Below are 19,436 nucleotides of genomic sequence, written 5' to 3'. Positions count from 1 at the left end.
GAGGAACTACCTTCAACCGGCTGAACCGCCGGCCTCCGGGTCCCGGGCGGCGTGCGGTCAGCTATCCCTGGGCGCGCTGGACACTGAGGTCGAGTGAGTCAACACGCTCCGCGAACACTTCGTTCCGGGCCCAGTGCTGCTGTGCCCGGTCCACGAGCCGCTGCAGCGCCGCGGCGTCGAGACCATCCCTGACCTGCAGCACAATCCGCAGTTCGGGACCCGGTCCCCCGCCGTCGACCCTTCGTCCGCAGGCATCGACGCTGCCGGTGCCGGTTGCCCGGTGCACCGTGACGCTCTCGATCTCGGACGCGTCCAATCTAACACCCGCGGCGGCCTCCGCCACGGCGGGATCTTCGTAGCTGGGGACCCAGGGCTGCTGCCGGGCCAGGGCCCAGAGCGCGGGCCGGCGAACGACGAACGTGAAGTCGGCCCCGGGGTCCAGGACCATCAGCTGGGCGTCCTCGGCGACGGCGGAGAGGGCGGCCCGCGGGGCGAAAACCGCCACCGGCCGCGCCTGCGGGTGCCATGCCTCCAGAGCCGCTGCGGAGCTGAACGCGGGCAGCGCCCTCCGGCCGTCCGGAGCTTTCAGCGTCACCAGCGCCATATCGGCCTGTTTGTCCGCCTGCAGTCCCCCGGCGCCTTCGGATTCCTCCGCGAGGGCGGCCACAACCGGCACGAAGACCCGGGCGGTGGCCAGCGCTGCGACCACTCCTGCTTCGGTCCCGGACCCGGACCGGAGAGCGGCTACGGCCGCCGCGTAACCGGGGTCGGCCGAACCGTCGTCGTCGTCGAACTGGTGCGTCGGTGCGGCGGCGCTTGTCAGATCCCGGCCCGCCCACGGCTGTCCTGCGGAGTCGGCCGGGCCGCCCGCACCGGCCAGGGCCGCGGCGATGTGCCCGGGCAGTTCGCGTCGCTGCGCGTCAGCCATGCGTCAGTGCGTGCGCCGGCCGGCGACGTCGAGCGCCTCGGGCAGGGTGAAGGCTCCGGCGTAGAGGGCCTTGCCGACGATCGCACCCTCCAGCCCAAGCGGCACCAGCTCCCGCAGGTCCTTCAGGTCCTGGAGGCTGGAAATGCCGCCCGAAGCCACGACCGGCTTGCCGGTGCGTTCGAGGACCTCACGGAGCAGCTCGACGTTCGGGCCCTTCAGCGTGCCGTCCTTGGTCACGTCCGTGACCACGTAACGCGCGCAGCCGGCGTCCTCGAGACGGGCCAGCACCTCCCAGAGGTCCCCGCCCTCCTTCGTCCATCCGCGGGCAGCGAGGGTCGTGCCGCGCACGTCCAGTCCCACTGCAACCTGGTCGCCGAACCGCTCGATGGCCCGGCGGGTCCAGTCCGGGTTCTCCAGGGCGGCCGTGCCGAGGTTGACGCGCGCGGCGCCGAGTTCGAGGGCGCGTTCGAGGGACTCATCGTCCCGGATGCCGCCGGAGAGTTCCACCTTGATGCTCAGCCGCTCGACGACGCCGCGCAGCAGCTCCAGGTTCGACCCGCGGCCGAAGGCGGCGTCCAGGTCCACCAGGTGCACCCATTCGGCGCCGTCGTTCTGCCATGCCAGTGCGGCGTCGAGCGGTGCCCCGTAGCTGGTCTCGCTGCCGGCCTCGCCCTGGACCAGGCGTACCGCCTGGCCGTCGGCGACGTCGACCGCGGGCAGCAGTTCAAGGATGGCGTTGTCGGTTGTCATCGAAGGGTGTCTCCTCGGATTGGTGCGGAAATCTGGGTCAGCTGGCCGGCATGGTCAGCAGGAACGCCGCCAGGACTGCCATGGCAGCCAAAACCCAGAACGCGATCCAGGTCCAGGCCGGTTTGCCCTGCTTGCGGAAGGACAGCGCGCCGCCGGCCAGCAGGCCGGCTACGCCGAAGAGTGCCACGGACCACATTCAGGCAGCCGCCGTTCCGGGGGCCTTGCGCAGCGAGTTGACCCAGTTGCGCAGCAGCCTCGCCCCGGCATCCCCGGACTTCTCCGGGTGGAACTGGGTGGCGCAGAGGGGGCCGTTCTCGACGGCGGCGATGAAGGGAGCGCCGTGCTCGGACCACGTCACCATCGGCGGTTTGATGCCGGCGTGCGTCACGTCGAACTCCCATTTTTGCACCCCGTAGGAGTGGACGAAGTAGAACCGTTCCTGCTCGACGCCCTCGAACAGCATGCTGCCCTCGGGCGCGGAGACCGTATTCCAGCCCATGTGCGGTACGACGTCGGCGGGCAGCAGTTCGACCTTGCCCGGCCATTCCCCCATGCCGGGCTCGGTTGTGCCGTGCTCGACGCCCTCCTCGAACAGGATCTGCAGGCCCACGCAGATGGCCAGCACGGGACGGCCGCCGGCCACCCGGCGTCCAATCATCCGGATCGCGTCCACGTCCCGGAGTTCCTTCATCACGGTCGCGAAGGCGCCGACGCCGGGCACGACGAGGCCGTCGGCGTTGAGCACGTCCTCGGCCTTGGCGCTGAGGGTCACCCGGGCTCCGGCGCGTTCGAGCGCGCGCACCGCGGAACGCACATTGCCGGAACCGTAATCCAGCACGGTGACCGCCGGCCTGTCCTCGCCGGCTGCACCTGCGGCGGGCCGGTCGGCCCCGGTGGACGCCGCCGCTTCGCCGCTCACAGGGAACCCTTGGTCGAGGGGATGCCCTCGACCCGCGGATCCGGCTCGACGGCGGCCCGGAGGGCGCGCGCGAACGCCTTGAACTGCGCTTCGACAATGTGGTGCGGGTCGCGGCCGCCCAGTACCCGCATGTGCAGGCAGATCTGCGCGTGCAGCGTGATGGCTTCGAACACGTGCCGGGTCAGGGATCCGGTGAAGTGGCCGCCGATCAGGTGGTATTCCTGGCCCGCCGGTTCCCCGCCGTGCACCAGATACGGCCGGCCCGAGACGTCGACGACGGCGTGTGCCAGCGCTTCGTCCAGCGGCACCGTAGCCTCGCCGAAGCGGCGGATGCCGGCCTTGTTGCCGAGCGCCGTGCGCAGCACTTCGCCGAACGTGATCGCCACGTCCTCGACAGTGTGGTGCACGTCGATGTGGGTGTCGCCGGTGGCCTTGACGGTCAGGTCGATCAGGGAGTGCTTGGACAGGGCGGTGAGCATGTGGTCGTAGAACGGCACGGAGGTGTCGATGTCGGAGACACCGGTGCCGTCCAGGTTCAGTTCCACGAGCACCGAGGACTCGCTGGTCGCGCGCTCGAAACGGGCCGAACGCTGCGCGGGATTGCTCATGAGCTGCTGATCCTTAGCTAGGGAAGGAAGAATGCTTCGCATTAAGTCTAGAAGACGGTGGCGCCGGCCTAAGCCAGCAGTTCGCCCAGCCGGTCCAGGAAGGCTGTTGTCTCAGCCTCGGTACCGGCAGTGACCCGCAGATGGCCGGGGATTCCGACGTCGCGCACCAGCACGCCGGCTTCGAGCAGGCCTTCCCAGATGCGGTGTGAATCCTGGAGGCCGCCGAAGAAGACGAAGTTGGAATCGGACGGCGACGGCGTCAGGCCGAGGGCGCGCAGGCCCTCGACGATCCGGTCCCGCTGTACCTTGATGTCCTCGACGTTGGCCAGCAACTGGGAGGAGTGCCGCAGGGCGGCCAGAGCGGTCGCCTGGGTGATGGCCGAGAGGTGGTAGGGCAACCGGACCAGACGGAGCGCGTCGGCGACCTCGGGCGCGGCTGCGAGATAGCCGACCCGCGCCCCGGCCAGGGCGAAGGCCTTGCTCATGGTGCGCGAGACCAGCAGTCGCTCGCGCCCGGGGAGCAGGCTCAGGGCGCTGGGGGTGCCCGCGTGGGCGAATTCGGCGTATGCCTCGTCCACGATGACAATGGCCTGCTGCGCTTCGCCGGCCTCGTACACAGCTTCGATCACGTCGAGGCCGAGGGCGGTTCCGGTCGGGTTGTTCGGCGAGCAGAGGAAGACAATGTTCGGGGCCTGTTCGCGCACCTGCGCCGCGGCGGATTCGGCGGTGAGGTCGTAGTCGTCGGCGCGGACGCCCTTGAGGTACGCGGTCCCCGTGCCGCTCGCCAGCAGCGGGTACATCGAGTAGGTGGGAGGGAAGCCCATTGCGGTGCGTCCCGGGCCACCGAAAGCCTGGAGGATCTGCTGGAGGACCTCGTTCGATCCATTGGCCGCCCAGAGGTTCTCGGCGCGCAGACCGTGGCCCAGATAGTCGGCCAGCGCCTGGCGCAGCTCGGTGAATTCGCGGTCCGGGTAGCGGTTGATCCCGGTCACAGCCTCATCCACTGCTTTGACGATCGCCTCGCGGACCTCGTCCGGGACGTCGTGGGTGTTCTCGTTGACGTTGAGCAGGATCGGCACGTCCAGCTGCGGTGCGCCGTAGGGATGCTGACCGCGCAGATCGTCGCGAAGGGGAAGTCTGCTGAGGCGGTCGAGCTGTTCGTTCACTAATTCAGTTTAAGCGAGCGCGGCCGGAGCACCGAATTGTGACCGCCTCAGGCGCTACAGGCTGCGGCCGCGTGGAGCCGGAGCTCAGGCCGCCGACGGAACAAAGAGCACCTGGCCGGGCCGGACCACGGAAGTGTCGAGGTGGTTCAGCTCCACGATGTCCGCGACGACGTCGCGCGGGTCACGCTGCGGGTCGACCGCACCGGCGATCGCCCACAGGGTCTGGCCGGATCCGACGGTGACCTTCACCGAGCTCGTCACGGCCAAGCTGTCCCGGGTGGAGGATGCCTTGGCAGGGGAAGTGAAGAAGCCCAGAACGGTCAACAGCACGGCGGCGAGGAGCAGCAGCGGCAGACCGATGAGCACGATCCGGCCGCGGCGGGTCAGCCGGAGGCGTCCGTGCGGCGCCGGGCGTCGGCTGCCGGCCGGCGTGGCCTCGCGCGTCCGGGAGATCGGTGAAGCGGAATTGAATGTGGAGGAGGTCATGTCCCCGCCCTTCCTGCGTCGGTTTTCGTAAGACTGGACGTCCGGTTCGAAGATGCGGACGGCTCATCATGCCGGGCGGTGATCTTCGATTCGAACGTATGTTCGATTCTCACTTCGTACAGTTTTAGCATCTATCAACGAATAATGTCGAGACGCGCTAGAACAAATGTTTGATATTGACTTCCTGCTCGCCTACCTTGGACACAAGGTCGGCTGCAGGAAACAGCTCATCAGCTGCCACCGACAAAACGGGATCGACCCAATGATTCAGCAGCGATGAGCGGCGAGAGGATCCGAAGCATGGCACTCCAGGGAGCACCTGCCCGTCCGGGCGGACGGAGCACGAAGAGCCTCACCGTGCGCCAGAAGAAGATCCTGGAAACCATTCAGCGTTCGGTCAACACCAACGGGTATCCGCCCTCGATGAGGGAGATCGGCGACACGGTCGGCCTGGCTAGTCTTTCCAGCGTCACGCATCAGCTCTCCCAGCTGGAGAAGCTGGGCTACCTCCGCCGCGATCCAAAGCGTCCGCGGGCCATGGAGGTACTCATCCCGTTGACTCTTGACGAAGCCGGCGGCGGCATCACCGGCGTCGACGAACCGGAAAAGCTGCGCAGCGCCACCGGCCTGGCGGTCGCGGAACTTGCCAGCGCCACCGACACGGCCATGGTCCCGCTCGTCGGCCGCATCGCCGCCGGCGGTCCGATCCTCGCGGACCAGATGGTCGAGGACGTGCTGCCCCTGCCGCGCCAGCTTGTCGGGCACGGCGAACTCTTCATGCTGAAGGTGGCCGGCGATTCGATGATCGACGCGGCCATCTGCGACGGCGACTGGGTGGTGGTCCGGCGCCAGAACGACGCCGTGAACGGTGACATCGTGGCGGCGCTGCTCGACGACGAAGCGACCGTGAAGACCTTCCGGCAGCGGGACGGCCACACCTGGCTGCTGCCGCAGAACACCCGATACGAGCCGATCCTCGGAGACAAGGCAACCATCATGGGCAAGGTCGTCTCCGTGCTGCGCTCGATCTAGCTTTATGACCTCCATTTGACGCAGTGAAGCCCCGGGCGCGCCCGGGGCTTCACTGCGTCAGCCGGGCGCCGTCAGCCCTTGGCGAGCCGCTGCAGGGCCGCGAGCACTGTCGCCCGGTCCGTCGTGGGCCAGAACGGCGGAAGCGCCGCACGCAGGAATGAACCGTAGCGTTCGGTCGCCAGCCGCGGGTCCAGCACGGCCACCACTCCCCTGTCGCCGGTGGACCGGATCAGCCGGCCCGCTCCCTGCGCCAGCCGCACGGCGGCATGGGTGGCGGAGACACTCATGAACCCGTTTCCTCCGGCCTGCGCCACCGCGCGCGAGCGTGCAGTCATCAGCGGGTCATCGGGGCGCGGGAAAGGGATCCTGTCAATCACCACGAGCCGGCAGGAGTTGCCCGGAACATCCACGCCCTGCCATAGGGACATAGTGCCGAAGAGGCAGGTGTCCGGTTCGTCGCCGAACTGCTTGACCAGGGCCGCCATCGACGACTCGCCCTGGCAAAGAATTTCCACCCCCAGCTTGGACCGGAGCGCGTCAGCCGCATCCTCGGCGGCGCGGCGCGAGGAGAACAGGCACAGGGCACCGCCGTTGGCGGCCGTGATCAGCGCCTCCAGTTCAGCCAGAGCCTCCGGTGAGGTGCCGCGGGACGGCTTGGGCAGCTGGGAGGCCACGTAGAGCATCCCCTGGCGCGGGTAGTCGAACGGCGAGCCGACGTCGACGCCGGTCCAGGCCGGAGCCCCGTCGCCCAGCAGTCCCAGCGCCCCGGCGGCAGGCTCGAAGGCCGCGCCGATGGCAAGGGTGGCGGAGGTCAGCACCACGGTGTGGTCCGCGAAAAGCCCCTGCCGAAGCTTTCCCGCGACGCTCAGCGGCGCAATATTCAGCAGTGCCGGCGCGGAATCATCCGGCGCCGAGTAGCCCTGCTGCGGGTCAAAGGTCGAGGCGCGCGAGATCCACACGACTTCGCCCTGCTGCTTCGCTTCGAGCAGACGGTCGCACAGTTCCAGGATGAGTGAAAGCCTGGACCGCGCGATCTGCCGTCCGCCGTCGCCGGCGTTGGAAGCGTCGCCCTTCGAGTCCGAGAGCGCTGCCCGGCAGGCATCCCGGAGGTTGTCCAGGCAGGTGAGCTGCTCCTCGTTGGGGCCCGAGGGCAGCAGCCCGTTCGGGACTCCCGCCAGGGCGGCCTCGAGGTTGGCGGCGGCGGTCGTCAGCGCGTCGACACTGATGGCGGTGTGCCGCCGGGCCGCGGCGGCAGCTGCCTGCACCATCGCGACCGACAACTGCCCCGAAACGGCGCCGGTCACCCGGTCCTGAAGTTCGTGGGCCTCGTCAACCACGACGACGTCGTACTCCGGCAGCACAGCGAGCCCCTCGAAGGCGCTGATCGCAAGCATGGCGTGATTGGTGACGACGATGTCAGCCTCGGCGCCCTTGCGCCGGGCCAGTTCGCTGAAGCACTCCTCGGCCACCGGGCAGCGCTGCGGGCCCAGGCACTCCATCGCGCTCACGGACACCTGCCGCCAGGCACGATCGCTCACCCCGGGCATGAGCTCGTCCCGGTCCCCTGTCTCGGTTTCCTCGGCCCATTCGCGCAGCCGGACGACCTCGCGACCCAGGGCGCTGCTTGGACCGGCGGTCTGGCCGGGCAGGTGCGGCACACTGGTGTCCTCGCCGAGGCTGAACAGCTGCCCGTCCTGCGGTTCTTCCCCGGGAAAGCCGCCGCCGACCTTGTGCCGGCAGACGTAGTTGCTGCGGCCTTTCACCAGCGCCACTTTGACCTCGCGGTCCAGCTCCGGGGTTACTGCTTCGAGCAGGCGCGGCAGGTCCCTGCCGACGATCTGCGCCTGCAGGGCCAGCGTCGCAGTGGACACCAGGGACGGCTTGTCCGATTCGACCGCGTGGGCGATCAGCGGGGTCAGGTAGGCGAGTGACTTTCCGGTGCCGGTGCCGGCCTGCACCAGAAGGTGCCGGCCGGTCTCGATGCTTTCGGACACCTGCCGTGCCATCTCGTGCTGGCCGGTGCGCATCTGTCCGCCCATAGCGGACACCGCGGTGTCCAGCAGGCGGAGGGCCAGGCCCTCCGCCTCAGGCACGGACTGCGAACGGTTCGAGCTCGGCAGCGAGCCCCTCGCGCACCTTGACGGTGGCCCGGGTGCCGGATTCCTCATGGTCCAGGGAGAGGATCTCGGCGTCGGCATCGTGCAGCTTGCTGAGCAGGTCGCCGCGCTGGTACGGAATCAGCAGCTCGAGCTTGACGTCCGGGCGCGGGATCGCCTCGCTGATGGCGGCTAGCAGCTCCGGGATGCCGGCACCGGTGCGGGCAGAGACCACGACGTTGCGGGGTTCGCGTTGGCGCAGCCGTTCCACCACGAAGGGGTCGGCGACGTCGGCCTTGTTCAGCACGATGATCTCGGGGATCTTGCGGGCATCGACCTCGGCGAGCACCTGGCGCACCGCGGCGATCTGGCCCTCCGGGTCGGGGTGCGAGACGTCGACCACATGCAGGATCAGGTCCGCATCCGCCACCTCTTCCAGGGTGGAGCGGAACGCCTCCACCAGCTGCGTGGGCAGCGAGCGCACGAACCCGACGGTGTCGGCCAGGGTGTAGCCGAGGCCGTCGGCGGTCTCGGCTTTGCGCACGGTCGGGTCCAGCGTGGCGAACAGGGCGTTCTCCACCAGGACGCCGGCGTCGGTCAGCCGGTTGAGCAGGGACGACTTGCCGGCGTTGGTGTAGCCGGCGATCGCGACCGAGGGGACCTCGTTGCGGCGCCGGTTGCCGCGCTTTGTCTCGCGCGCCGGCTTCATCGCGGCGATCTCCCGCCGCAGCTTCGCCATCCGGGTGCGGATGCGGCGCCGGTCCAGCTCGATCTTGGTCTCACCGGGGCCGCGGGAGCCAATGCCGCCGCCGGCCGCGCCCACCCGGCCGCCGGCCTGGCGTGACATCGACTCGCCCCAGCCGCGCAGTCGCGGCAGCAGGTACTCGAGCTGCGCCAGTTCCACCTGCGCCTTGCCTTCGCGGGACTTGGCGTGCTGGGCGAAGATATCCAGGATCAGGGCGGTCCGGTCGATGACCTTGACCTTGACGATGTCCTCCAGGCCGCGGCGCTGGGAGGGAGCGAGCTCGCCGTCGACGATGACGGTGTCCGCACCGGTCGCCATGACGATGTCCTTGAGCTCGGCGGCCTTGCCCGAGCCGAGGAACGTTCCGGGGTCCGGCTTGAGCCGCCGCTGCACGATGCCGTCCAGCACCTCCGACCCGGCCGTTTCCGCCAGCGCCGCGAGTTCGCGCAGCGAGTTCTCGGCGTCGGCGAGGGTGCCCTCGGTCCACAGCCCGGCCAGCACCACGCGCTCCAGGCGCAGCTGGCGGTACTCGACTTCGGTGACGTCTTCGAGTTCGGTGGAAAGCCCGGCGACACGGCGCAGCGCACGCCGCTCGGCGAGGTCCTGCTGTTCGCCGTCGAAAGTGCTGTGTTCCTGGTCCAGCTCTGAGAGCGCCTGCGCCCTGCCGCTGACACCGCGGTCGGACACGGCGCGGGCGCCGGTGGCTGCCTGGGCGGTGTCCTTGGCGAGAATCCTGTCGATGACGGCCTGGATTTCCTCCGGCGTCATGTCGTGCTCAGGCGTGTGGTTGTCGGTCATGTTCTCCTTACGAATGTCCTGTTCAATTTTAGGCCCCGGACGCGCGGCGCATGGTACCGGAGAGTGCGCTCTTGGCGTAACTGCTCGCGCAGGCACTACTCTGGCGGATTATGGCCTCCGATCACTACTTCTCGTCGCAGCCTTCGGTGGCGGCCGATTTCCGTCCCTTGGAGGTGGCCCTCGCGGGCGCGCCGCGCCGGCTGACGACGTCGTCGGGCATCTTCAGCCCGGACCGCATCGACAAGGGCACCGCCGTGCTGCTGGCGGACGTGCCGCCCCCGCCGGCGTCGGGGAACCTGCTGGACATCGGCTGCGGCTGGGGTCCGGTCGCGCTGACCCTGGCGCTGCTCTCCCCTGAGGCGGACGTGTACGCCGTCGACGTCAACGAGCGCTGCGTCGAGCTGACCCGCCGGAACGCAGCCGCGCTGGGCCTGGGCAGGCTCACCGCCGGCACACCGGGGCAGATCGATCCGTCGGTGCGCTTCGACTGCATTTGGTCCAACCCTCCGATTCGTGTGGGCAAGGAGGAGTTGCACGCCCTGCTGCGGCTCTGGCTGAACCGGCTCGCCCCCGGCGGGGACGCCTGGCTGGTGGTCCAGAAGAACCTGGGCGCGGACTCGCTGCAGCGCTGGATCGCGGGCGAATTCGGCGAGGGCTTCAGCGTCTCGCGGGCGAGCACCTCAGGAGGCTTCCGCCTGCTGCGCGTGCACCGGGGCGCCTGAGGGTCAGGCAAGCACGCCGTCGGCGACGATGCGGGCGGGCCCGCTGAGTTCGACGTGCTCACGGCCGTCGACCCCGGGAAAGAACCGCACGCCCACGGTGCCGCCGGGGACGTGCACGCTCCAGCTGTCGGGTGCGCCCTCGCCGGCCCAGTACCGGATCGCGACGGCGGCCGCGCATGCGCCGGTGCCGCAGGACTGGGTCTCCCCCACACCGCGCTCGTGCACGCGCATGCTGATGTTGCCCGTGCCGTCCTGCACGAGCGGCTCCGCCGGCACCACGAACTCGACGTTGGTGCCGTGGGCGGGCGCCGGATCCACGGCAGGGGCGTGGTGAAGGTCCGTGCCCGCCAGCTCCGCGTCGTGAGCCAGCGCCACCACGGTGTGCGGGTTGCCCATGCTCACCGACAGTGCCGGCCGCGCGACCTCCAGGCCGCCCGCCTCGACCAGCGAATCGGTGCCCTTGGCTGCGGCGTGCTCCGGGAAGATGAACTCCCACGGCCCCATGTCGACGGCGTAGCCGTTCCCGGTGCGCACCACAACCTTGACGCCGGCCCGGGTGCCGATGGTCAGGGCCTGGCCCTCCTCCAGCGAGGCGAGGCGCTCCCGGAGCAGGAAAGCGACGAAGACACGCACACCGTTGCCGCACATTTCGGACACTGAGCCGTCGGCGTTGCGGTAGTCCATGAACCACTCCGCCTCCGGGTGGGTCAGCAGCAGGTGCCGCCCTTCCGGCAGTTCTTGCGAGCGGACGGCGCGGATCAGCCCGTCCGCGCCGATGCCCAGGTGCCGGTCGCAGAGCAGGGCGGTCGCTTCCGGCGTGATCTCGTGCACCCCCGCCGGGTCAGCGACGAGGACGAAGTCGTTGCCGGTGCCGTGGCCTTTGCTGAAGCGCAGGCCGGCCAGGTCGGAGAGGAAGTCTTCGGTCACTTCATCAGCCTACCGGCTGCGGCGGCCCGGACAGCGGCCAAGGCCTTGGGCAACAGCTCCGGATCCTGCCAGTCCAGCCAGTGGATGCGCCGGTCGGCGCGAAACCAGGTCAGCTGGCGGCGGGCGAACTGGCGCGTGGCCACGATGGTCTGCTGGACGGCCGTTTCGACGTCGGCCTTGCCGTCCAGCACCTCGAGGAACTGCCGGTAGCCGAGGGCCCGGGAGGCTGTTTTGCCGCGCCGCAGGCCCAGCGGTTCGAGCCTGGCCACCTCGTCGAGGAGTCCGGCCTGTTCCATCCGGCGAACGCGCAGCGCTAGCCGCTCATGCAAGTCGGCGCGGTCCACGGCCAGGCCCAGTTGCAGGGCGGGCTGAAGATACTCCCGCTCGGGCATGAAGGAGCTGAACGGCCGGCCGGTCAGCTCGTACACCTCCAGCGCCCGGATGATCCGCCGGTCATCACCCAGGCGTGCGGCCGAGACCGGGTCCACCGCTTCGAGCCGGCGCAGCAGCGGCGCGCGCCCCTGGCTGGCCAGTTCGTCCTCCAGCCGGGCGCGGACCCGGGGATCGGTGCCGGGGAATTCCAGCACGTCCAGCGCCGCCCGCACGTACAAGCCGGAACCGCCGGCAAGAATCGGCACGTTGCCGCGGCTGCGGATCTCCTCGATTGTCTTGCGGGCGCTGGCCTGGAAGCCGGCGACACTGGCTTCCTCGGTGACGTCGAGGATGTCCAGCAGATGGTGCGGGACGCCCTCGCGTTCGGCGACGCTCAGCTTCGCGGTGCCGATGTCCATCCCGCGGTAGAACTGCATGGAGTCGGTGTTGATGACCTCCCCGCCGAGGCGGTGGGCCAACTGGACCGCCAGGTCGGACTTGCCGGAACCGGTCGGTCCGACGACGGCGAGGACCGGCGGCTCCTCAGCCACGGACCGGCAGCGACGGCATGCCCAGCGACACGGCCGAGCCGGCTGCCGGGCCGCCGGGAACGGGCACGGCGCAGGACGCCGCCTGGGCGCGGTCCCAGGCGTCACCGGCCCGGGAGCGGCGCACCGAGTAGTGCTCGGCGGCCGCCGATGCGGGGTCCGCGATGAGGTGGAACCCCGCGGCCTCCGTCACCGTCACCGTGACGAAGTCACCCGGGCGGGGGGCGGCAGCGCCGTCGGGCACCGAGAAGTGCACCAGCCGCTGGTCCTCGGATCGGCCGGACAGGCGGTGCGTCTCCTCGGCCTTGCGCCCGGACTGCGCGGTGACCAGCACCTCGACGCGGCGGCCGACCTGCTTCGCGTTCTCTTCAGCAGCGATCCTGTCCTGCAGCGCGACGAGGCGTTCGAACCGCTCCTGCACCACGGCCTTGGGCAGCTGATCCGGCAGGTCCGCTGCCGGCGTGCCGGGCCGCTTGGAGTACTGGAAGGTGAAGGCGGTGGCGAAGCGGGACCGCTCGACCACGTCGAGCGTGGCCTGGAAGTCCTCCTCGGTTTCGCCGGGGAAGCCGACGATGATGTCGGTGGAGATGGCCGCGTGCGGGATCCGTTCGCGGACCCGGTCCAGGATGCCGAGGAACTTGCTGGAACGGTAGGAGCGGCGCATGTCCTTGAGCACCTTGTCCGACCCCGACTGCAGCGGCATGTGCAGCTGCGGCATCACGTTGGGCGTTTCGGCCATCGCCTCGATGACGTCGTCGGTGAACGCGGCGGGGTGCGGGCTGGTGAAGCGCACGCGTTCCAGTCCTTCGATCTGCCCGCAGGCGCGCAGCAGTTTCGCGAAAGCGCCGCGGTCACCGAATTCGACGCCGTAGGAGTTCACGTTCTGGCCCAGCAGCGTGACCTCGACCGCGCCGTCGTCGACCAGCGCCTGGATCTCAGCGAGGATTTCGCCCGGCCGGCGGTCCCGCTCCTTGCCGCGGAGCGAGGGCACGATGCAGAACGTGCAGGTGTTGTTGCAGCCCACGGAGATGGACACCCAGCCGGAGTACACCGAATCCCGCTTGGTCGGAAGGGTGGACGGGAAGACGTCCAGCGATTCGAGGATCTCCAGCTGCGCCTCGTTGTTGTGCCGCGCGCGGTCCAGCAGGGCCGGAAGGGCACCGACGTTGTGCGTGCCGAAGACCACGTCGACCCACGGGGCCTTGCGCAGGATGGTCTCGCGGTCCTTCTGCGCGAGGCAGCCGCCGACGGCGATCTGCATCCCGGGGCGGCCTTCCTTGACGGGTGCCAACTGGCCGAGGTTGCCGTAAAGCTTGTTGTCCGCGTTCTCGCGCACCGCACAGGTGTTGAAGACAACGATGTCCGCCTGCTCCTCGCCGGCCGGGGTGTAGCCGGCTTCCTCGAGCAGGCCCGCGAGCCGCTCGGAATCGTGCACATTCATCTGGCAGCCGAAGGTGCGCACCTGGTACGTGCGCGGCTGCGGGACGGTGGCGGGCGCGGCGGGGGCAGGAATGGTCAAACTCACCCGTTAAGGGTACTGCCCTTCGGGTGGGCGGCCACCCATGGCGGCCCACGGGCGGGGAAGCCGCCAGGATCGGCCTTTCGAGGCGGTCAGTACCAGTTGTTGGAGGTTTCGTGGTCCCAGGCCCCGCAGGGGGAACCGTAACGGCCCTCGATGTAGCCCAGCCCCCAATCGATCTGCGTGCGGTAGTTCGTCAGCCAGTCCGAGCCGGTGGAGGAATACTTGTCCGGCGGCAGGGCCTGGGCCACACCGTAGGCCCCGCTGGACGGGTTGGTCGCGTTCGTCATCCAGCTCGATTCCTGGTTCCACAGCTTGAGCAGGCAGGACATCTGGTCCCCGCCCCAGCCGTGCGCGCTCAACCGGGCGGACGCGTAGGCCTGGGCTCCGCCCGGGTCGTTCACCGCGCCGTCCGGGATGTTGGGCAACAGCACGTTCACCGGCACGAATCCCGATGGCGGCGCGGCCGGGGCCGGGGCAGCCGGGCCTGCGTTGCTCGCTGCGGCTGCGGCAGCTGCCGCGGCGGCAGCCGCTGCGGCGGCTGCCGCAGCCGCAGCCCGCCGGCGTGCTTCCTGCTGCGCCTCGTAGGCAGCGCGGGCCTGGACACCGGCACGGTACTTCTGCTCAACGGAAGCGCTGGTGTTCTTGAGGCTGGCCAGCTGGGCGACAAGGGTGTGGCTGTATTTGGTCTCTTCGGCCACTTTCTGCTGCGCAGCGCGCTGGGCGTCCTGCGCGGCGGCCAGCTTTGACTGCGCCTCACCGGCAAGCCGCTGGTTTTCCGCCTGGACGGCCGCCTGCTGCTCATCCAGCGCTGCCGCCACGGCCTCGGCGGCACGGGACCGGTTGTACAGATCAGTGGTGCGCTGGGTAACGATCCGCAGCACGTCGAGCTTTTGCAGGCCGTCATCGCTCTGCAGGGTGTCCACCGCCACGAGCAGCCCCAGGTTGGCGCCCCCCGTCCGATAGGCCTGCGCAGCCAGTGTCCCGGTCTGCCGCCTCAGGTCCGCCACTTTGGCGTTTGCCGTTGCGGTCTCAGCCTTCAAGGCGTTCAGCTTTGCCGTTGAGGCGTCGAGGTTGTTGCGGGCCACGGCGTAGGCCAGTCCGGCTTTGACCGCGACCGCCCCCAGCGACGAAGCCTGCTGTTCCAAGCCGTCGAGCAGGGCGTTGATCTTCTGCACCTCTGCGCTCTTGGTCGCGGCGTTGCCCTTCGCGGCCTGGACGTCTGCCCAGCTGGGGTAGCCGGACGGCGGCCCGTCGTCGGCGCTGGCTACGGGCACGGCAACCACCGCCAGCAGTGTGGCGGTGGTCAGGGCCGCGCAAGCCTTCGCCGCGGGCACCTTCAACGTGAACTTGAACCTGAACATACCTTGGACAGCCTACTGGGAAACGTCAGCCGAACCCAGCACACGCAGTGGCGTGGCGCTGCGCGGCACGGCGTCTCCCGTCCGCCCTCCCGACCCGGGCTAGTCCCGCGCCCGGCCGTCCAGGACCTCGTTCACCGCCCGGAACGCCAACGAGGGCGCATAGCCCTTGCGGGCGAGCATGGCGGCCAGCCGGCGCGTGTACTTCTCGCGCTCGCCCGGATCGGACAGGTCAGCCACCGCCCGCAGTTTGCGCTCCACGAGGCCGATGGCGGCTTCCCACTCCTCATCGTCCGAGCGCTCGGCGAGGGCCTGGTCGGCGGTCTCCCCGCTGATCCCCTTCTCGGCCAGCTCGCGTTTGAGAGCGCCGCGGGCGAGCGACCGCGTCCGGGCCCTGCTGCGCACCCACATGCGGGCGAACTCGGCATCGTCGACCAGCTGGACCTCTTCAAACCTGTCCAGCACGGCCTCGGCGACCTCCTCCGGGACGCGGCGCTCCGCCAGCTTGCGGGCAAGCTGCGCACGGCTCTTTGGCGAATTCGTCAGCTGGCGCAGCACAATCGACCGGGCGACCGACTCAGGGTCGGCCTCCCGGTCCAGCTCCGGCGGCGCTTCCGGTGCGGCCCTGCGCCTAGAAGCCGTCAACAGCCTTCAGCTTCGGCGACTCCTCGGCTGCCGGCTTGACCCCGACGCCGAGCTTTTCCTTGATCAGGCGTTCGAGTTCGTCCGCCAGCTCAGGGTTGTCGCGCAGGAAGCGGCGCGAGTTCTCCATCCCCTGGCCGAGCTGGTCCCCGTCATAGGTGAACCAGGAGCCCGACTTCTTGATCAGCCCGTGCTCCACGCCCATGTCGATGATGCCGCCCTCGCGGGAGATGCCCTGGCCGTAAATGATGTCGAACTCCGCGACCTTGAAGGGGGGCGCCATCTTGTTCTTGACGATCTTCGCCTTGGTCCGGTTGCCGACCGAGTCAGCCCCTTCCTTCAGCGTCTGGATTCGGCGCACGTCGATGCGGACCGAGGCGTAGAACTTCAGCGCCTTACCACCCGTGGTGGTTTCAGGGCTGCCGAAGAAGACACCGATCTTCTCGCGCAGCTGGTTGATAAAGATCGCGGTGGTCTTCGTCTGGTTCAGGCGGCCTGTGATCTTGCGCAGCGCCTGGCTCATCAGGCGCGCCTGCAGACCGACGTGGCTGTCACCCATTTCGCCTTCGATTTCCGCGCGCGGAACCAGGGCGGCGACCGAGTCGATCACGACGATGTCCAGGGAGCCGGACCCTACGAGCATGTCCATGATTTCCAGCGCCTGCTCACCGGTGTCCGGCTGCGACACCAGCAGGGAGTCAACGTCCACGCCGAGCTTGGCGGCGTATTCCGGGTCCAGGGCGTGCTCGGCGTCGATGAACGCCGCGATGCCGCCGTTGCGCTGGGCGTTCGCCACCGCGTGCAGGGCGACGGTGGTCTTACCCGAGGACTCCGGGCCGTAGATTTCCACGACGCGGCCGCGCGGCAGGCCGCCGATGCCCAGGGCGACGTCCAGCGCGATCGAACCGGTCGGAATGGTCTCCACCGGTGCCCGGGTCTCATCCCCCAGGCGCATGATCGAACCCTTGCCGAACTGCTTGTCGATCTGGGCAAGCGCAGCTTCAAGTGCCTTTTGGCGATCTGCCGGAGCGGCCATGTTTCACCTCGAAAAGTAGTGGGATCTGTTGTGGCCGGTTGGCCTGCCATCCATTAACCCTGACGCTACCGGGAGCCTCCGACAAAGCGGAAAGCCCGGTGCCTGGTGTGGATAAGTCGGGCCACAGGACGCGTGGTTAAGCTCTGTTTAGGAGCATAGTCCTACCCGAACAGATATTCGAACACCGGGCCCGGCGTGTCCCCCGCCGCGCGTCCGGACGGCCGCAGGCTACTTCTGCGGCGGCTTCCTGTCGCGCCCCAGCCGCCGCTCGGGCGGCACATCCTGCAGGTCGCACACCGCCAGCCATACCGTGCGTGGCTCGACGCCCGCCGCAAGCGCCTCCGCCGCGGTCCGTCCGCCAACCGGCGTCAGCGCCAGGCTGGACGCCAGCACCCGCGAGTAACCGGAACCGAACTCGTCGTCCATCAGCCGCCAAAATTCACTAATCCGCACCCTGAGAGTTTCTCACGGCCCGCGACTTTAGAATGGAGGCTATGACCGCCCCTGACCCGGACGCCGCGCCCGCGCAACCGCCACGTGCCCAGCCGTCCGCCGAAGCCGCCGTCGAAGCGGTGGAGCAGCAGATCAGCATGCTGTGGCGGCGGACCCGCGCCATCTCGCACCAGATGTCCCGCAACGTGCACCCCGAGATGGAACCGGCTGCCTACGGCCTGATGGCCATCCTCGCCCGGGAGGGGTCGATGCGCCTGACCGACCTCGCCGCCGCCGTCGGCGTCGGAAAGCCGTCGGTGAGCCGCCAGATCGCCTTCCTGGAAACGCTCGGGCTGGTCCACAAGGAAGCGGACCCCTTGGACGGGCGCTCCCAGGCGATCAAGCTCACGGCCAAGGGCAGCGAGAAAATGCGGGAGGTGCAGTCCGCGCGCCGCGCGGTCTTCCAGCAGCGGCTGGGCACCTGGTCCGTCGAGGACGTGCAGGATCTCGCGCGCCTGATGGCGAAGCTGAACGCGGAGTATGACAAGGACGGCCTCCGCGACGCCTGAGCCCGCGCCCGCCTGAGGCCGCGGCGCCCCCGTCGGTGGCCGGACAGCAGTGTGGCCCGCCGCCTTCAGGCGACAGGCCACATGCATGCTGTTCAGGGCCGGGCAACCGGCAGGAGCCTAGATGGCGTTGGACACCAGGTCCTTGCTCAATTCACCGGCAAGTTCATCACCCAGGTCGCGGCCGTAGCGCTGCGAGAACTCCTGCGGTACCGTGTCCGGCACCGAGACGCCCTCGGCGACTGCCAGCCGGTCGCTGACTTCGCGCAGCATGGACGAGAGCGGCACATCGAGCGCCGAGCAGATCGAGGACAGCAGCTCCGAGGATGCTTCCTTCTGTCCGCGCTCGACCTCGCTCAGGTAGCCAAGGGAGACACGCGCATTGTGTGAGACTTCGCGGAGGGTACGGCCTTGACGCTGACGAACATCGCGGAGTACGTCCCCAATTTCATGGCGTAGGACGACCATTTTGCGCTCCTTCTGCTCGTGCTTCGTATCGTCTGCCAAACCCACATCCCGCCAGCGCACTACGCCGTTTACGGATACGGGTTGCTTCACCATCTGTATCGCCTTTGCTCCCTCATTACAGGTGCGGAGCCGCTGCGTGCCGGCCCGCTCGTTGATTCATCCTAGGCCGCCAATGTTCCAATCGGCGACACTTGTTCTAACTATCACGTTACAAATTTTGTTCCCGTGAAGTTACCGCGCGGTACCGAGCGCCTCATGGAGCCGCTCCAGGGCCGCGGTGCACGCCTGGGCCCGGACGGCGGCCCGATCGCCGGTGAACAGGTAGCCAAAGGAGCGTTCCCCTTCCGGACCCGACACTCCCACGAAGACCGTTCCGACCGGTTTTCCGTCATGCGGTTCCGGGCCGGCGACGCCGGTTGTGGAGACCCCGAAGGTTGCTCCGGTGGCGCGGCGGGCACCGGCCGCCATGGCTTCAGCCACCCCTGCGTCCACCGAGCCGGCCGTGGCCAGCAGCTCCTCGTCCACACCCAGGACGGCGGCCTTGACCGAGTTCTGGTAGGCGACGACGCCGCCCTGCAGCGCCGCCGAGGCCCCGGGCACCTGGACGAGCGTGGCGCAGACCAGTCCCCCGGTGAGCGATTCAGCGGACGCCACCGTGGCCCCGGCAGCGACAGCTGCGGCGATGACCTGCTCCGGCAGCCCCGGCTGCGGCTCATCCGGCGCCATGGATCTCCCCCTGTGCCCCGTGCTGCGCGGCCCGGCGGAGCCGGACGGCCTGAACAATGTAGTCGACCCCTGTCACCAGCGTGACCGCCAGCGCCACGAGCATCACCGCAAACGCCACGCCGGTCGCCCACGGCCCGAGCCCGGCCAGCGGCAGCAGGTACAGGAAGATGGCGGCGGTCTGCAGGATCGTCTTGAGTTTGCCGCCGCGCGAGGCCGGGATCACGCCGTAGCGGATCACCACGAACCGCAGCAGGGTGATGCCCAGTTCGCGGACCAGCATCAGGATGGTCACCCACCAGGGCAGTTCGCCCAGCGCGGACAGCAGTACCAGCGCTGAGCCGATCAGCAGCTTGTCGGCGATCGGGTCGGCGATCTTGCCGAAATCCGTCACCAGCCCGCGCTTGCGCGCAATGTCTCCGTCGAGTTTGTCAGTGTAGATCGCGACAGCGAACGCGAGCACTGCGGCCCAGCGGAACAGCCCGTGGGTCTCGTTGTCGGCCAGCAGGAACCAGACGAAGAAGGGCACGAGGACGATGCGCAACATCGTCAGGATGTTGGGCAGGTTCCAGGTCGGGACCGATGTCGGCTG

At 69.1% G+C, this 19,436-nt stretch carries 22 protein-coding genes; 3 read left to right on the top strand and 19 right to left on the bottom strand.

The window, feature by feature from the left end; all coding sequences use genetic code 11:
• Positions 1-61: 61 nt before the first annotated feature.
• The 7 genes from KIH31_RS09025 to KIH31_RS08995 all read right to left on the bottom strand — a co-directional run bounded on the left by KIH31_RS09025 (position 62) and on the right by KIH31_RS08995 (position 4,857).
• Positions 62-928 (bottom strand): SseB family protein, encoded by an 867-nt coding sequence (locus KIH31_RS09025; protein WP_214426735.1) that lies wholly within the window; start codon positions 926-928, stop codon positions 62-64.
• A gap of 3 nt (positions 929-931) precedes the next feature.
• Positions 932-1,678 (bottom strand): bifunctional 1-(5-phosphoribosyl)-5-((5-phosphoribosylamino)methylideneamino)imidazole-4-carboxamide isomerase/phosphoribosylanthranilate isomerase PriA, encoded by a 747-nt coding sequence (gene priA / locus KIH31_RS09020; protein WP_214426734.1) that lies wholly within the window; start codon positions 1,676-1,678, stop codon positions 932-934.
• 37 nt (positions 1,679-1,715) lie between these two features.
• Positions 1,716-1,865 carry a hypothetical protein gene (locus KIH31_RS09015; protein ID WP_214426839.1) on the bottom strand — a complete coding sequence of 50 codons (150 nt, stop codon included), beginning with the start codon at positions 1,863-1,865 and terminating at the stop codon, positions 1,716-1,718.
• 9 nt (positions 1,866-1,874) lie between these two features.
• Positions 1,875-2,516 (bottom strand): imidazole glycerol phosphate synthase subunit HisH, encoded by a 642-nt coding sequence (hisH, locus tag KIH31_RS09010; RefSeq protein WP_307857598.1) that lies wholly within the window; start codon positions 2,514-2,516, stop codon positions 1,875-1,877.
• Positions 2,517-2,593: 77 nt separating this feature from the next.
• Positions 2,594-3,205, bottom strand: a complete 612-nt coding sequence (gene hisB, locus KIH31_RS09005) for an imidazoleglycerol-phosphate dehydratase HisB (RefSeq protein WP_214426732.1) — start codon at positions 3,203-3,205, stop codon at positions 2,594-2,596.
• A 68-nt stretch (positions 3,206-3,273) separates the two neighbouring features.
• A complete protein-coding gene (locus tag KIH31_RS09000; protein WP_214426731.1) occupies positions 3,274-4,371 on the bottom strand; it encodes a histidinol-phosphate transaminase in 1,098 nt (365 codons plus the stop codon).
• 84 nt (positions 4,372-4,455) lie between these two features.
• Positions 4,456-4,857 carry a LysM peptidoglycan-binding domain-containing protein gene (locus KIH31_RS08995; RefSeq protein WP_214426730.1) on the bottom strand — a complete coding sequence of 134 codons (402 nt, stop codon included), beginning with the start codon at positions 4,855-4,857 and terminating at the stop codon, positions 4,456-4,458.
• 300 nt (positions 4,858-5,157) lie between these two features.
• Between KIH31_RS08995 and lexA the strand changes: the two genes are divergently transcribed.
• Positions 5,158-5,889, top strand: a complete 732-nt coding sequence (lexA, locus tag KIH31_RS08990; protein ID WP_214426729.1) for a transcriptional repressor LexA — start codon at positions 5,158-5,160, stop codon at positions 5,887-5,889.
• A gap of 71 nt (positions 5,890-5,960) precedes the next feature.
• Here the strand turns inward: lexA and KIH31_RS08985 are convergent, their stop codons facing one another.
• Both KIH31_RS08985 and hflX read right to left on the bottom strand, forming a co-directional pair.
• Positions 5,961-7,928, bottom strand: coding sequence for an ATP-dependent DNA helicase (locus KIH31_RS08985; RefSeq protein ID WP_250545774.1), 1,968 nt, complete (start codon positions 7,926-7,928; stop codon positions 5,961-5,963).
• 46 nt (positions 7,929-7,974) lie between these two features.
• Positions 7,975-9,528: a GTPase HflX gene (hflX, locus tag KIH31_RS08980; RefSeq protein WP_214426727.1), complete on the bottom strand. Its 1,554-nt coding sequence runs from the start codon at positions 9,526-9,528 to the stop codon at positions 7,975-7,977.
• A 110-nt stretch (positions 9,529-9,638) separates the two neighbouring features.
• On the opposite strand from hflX, the gene KIH31_RS08975 reads away from it, so the two are divergent.
• On the top strand, positions 9,639-10,250 hold the full coding sequence (locus KIH31_RS08975; protein WP_214426726.1) for a class I SAM-dependent methyltransferase: 612 nt from the start codon (positions 9,639-9,641) through the stop codon (positions 10,248-10,250).
• 3 nt (positions 10,251-10,253) lie between these two features.
• Here the strand turns inward: KIH31_RS08975 and dapF are convergent, their stop codons facing one another.
• The 7 genes from dapF to KIH31_RS08940 form a co-directional block, all read right to left on the bottom strand.
• Entirely contained in the window at positions 10,254-11,177 is a 924-nt protein-coding gene (dapF, locus tag KIH31_RS08970) for a diaminopimelate epimerase (RefSeq protein ID WP_307857590.1), read from the bottom strand.
• Entirely contained in the window at positions 11,174-12,100 is a 927-nt protein-coding gene (miaA, locus tag KIH31_RS08965; RefSeq protein ID WP_214426725.1) for a tRNA (adenosine(37)-N6)-dimethylallyltransferase MiaA, read from the bottom strand. The genes dapF and miaA overlap by 4 nt, the downstream gene beginning before the upstream one ends.
• Positions 12,093-13,622 carry a tRNA (N6-isopentenyl adenosine(37)-C2)-methylthiotransferase MiaB gene (miaB, locus tag KIH31_RS08960; RefSeq protein ID WP_214426724.1) on the bottom strand — a complete coding sequence of 510 codons (1,530 nt, stop codon included), beginning with the start codon at positions 13,620-13,622 and terminating at the stop codon, positions 12,093-12,095. Before miaB ends, miaA begins: the two co-directional genes overlap by 8 nt.
• A gap of 86 nt (positions 13,623-13,708) precedes the next feature.
• Positions 13,709-14,980, bottom strand: a complete 1,272-nt coding sequence (locus KIH31_RS08955; RefSeq protein WP_214426723.1) for a hypothetical protein — start codon at positions 14,978-14,980, stop codon at positions 13,709-13,711.
• Between the two features lie 99 nt (positions 14,981-15,079).
• On the bottom strand, positions 15,080-15,622 hold the full coding sequence (locus tag KIH31_RS08950) for a regulatory protein RecX (protein WP_374224862.1): 543 nt from the start codon (positions 15,620-15,622) through the stop codon (positions 15,080-15,082).
• Positions 15,609-16,655, bottom strand: coding sequence for a recombinase RecA (gene recA, locus KIH31_RS08945; RefSeq protein WP_214426722.1), 1,047 nt, complete (start codon positions 16,653-16,655; stop codon positions 15,609-15,611). Before recA ends, KIH31_RS08950 begins: the two co-directional genes overlap by 14 nt.
• Positions 16,656-16,883: 228 nt before the next feature.
• Positions 16,884-17,108 carry a DUF3046 domain-containing protein gene (locus KIH31_RS08940; protein WP_214426721.1) on the bottom strand — a complete coding sequence of 75 codons (225 nt, stop codon included), beginning with the start codon at positions 17,106-17,108 and terminating at the stop codon, positions 16,884-16,886.
• Positions 17,109-17,149: 41 nt separating this feature from the next.
• On the opposite strand from KIH31_RS08940, the gene KIH31_RS08935 reads away from it, so the two are divergent.
• Positions 17,150-17,656 carry a MarR family winged helix-turn-helix transcriptional regulator gene (locus tag KIH31_RS08935; protein ID WP_250545669.1) on the top strand — a complete coding sequence of 169 codons (507 nt, stop codon included), beginning with the start codon at positions 17,150-17,152 and terminating at the stop codon, positions 17,654-17,656.
• Between the two features lie 117 nt (positions 17,657-17,773).
• On the opposite strand, the gene KIH31_RS08930 is transcribed toward KIH31_RS08935, so the two are convergent.
• The 3 genes from KIH31_RS08930 to pgsA all read right to left on the bottom strand — a co-directional run bounded on the left by KIH31_RS08930 (position 17,774) and on the right by pgsA (position 19,391).
• Positions 17,774-18,214 carry a helix-turn-helix domain-containing protein gene (locus KIH31_RS08930; protein ID WP_214426719.1) on the bottom strand — a complete coding sequence of 147 codons (441 nt, stop codon included), beginning with the start codon at positions 18,212-18,214 and terminating at the stop codon, positions 17,774-17,776.
• 138 nt (positions 18,215-18,352) lie between these two features.
• Positions 18,353-18,847 (bottom strand): CinA family protein, encoded by a 495-nt coding sequence (locus tag KIH31_RS08925; RefSeq protein ID WP_214426718.1) that lies wholly within the window; start codon positions 18,845-18,847, stop codon positions 18,353-18,355.
• Positions 18,834-19,391, bottom strand: a complete 558-nt coding sequence (gene pgsA / locus KIH31_RS08920; protein WP_214426832.1) for a CDP-diacylglycerol--glycerol-3-phosphate 3-phosphatidyltransferase — start codon at positions 19,389-19,391, stop codon at positions 18,834-18,836. The genes KIH31_RS08925 and pgsA overlap by 14 nt, the downstream gene beginning before the upstream one ends.
• Positions 19,392-19,436 lie beyond the last annotated feature (45 nt).

Source organism: Paenarthrobacter sp. DKR-5 (genome assembly GCF_018531425.1).
GTDB lineage: Bacteria > Actinomycetota > Actinomycetes > Actinomycetales > Micrococcaceae > DKR-5.
This window is presented reverse-complemented; position numbering and strand designations above follow the sequence as displayed.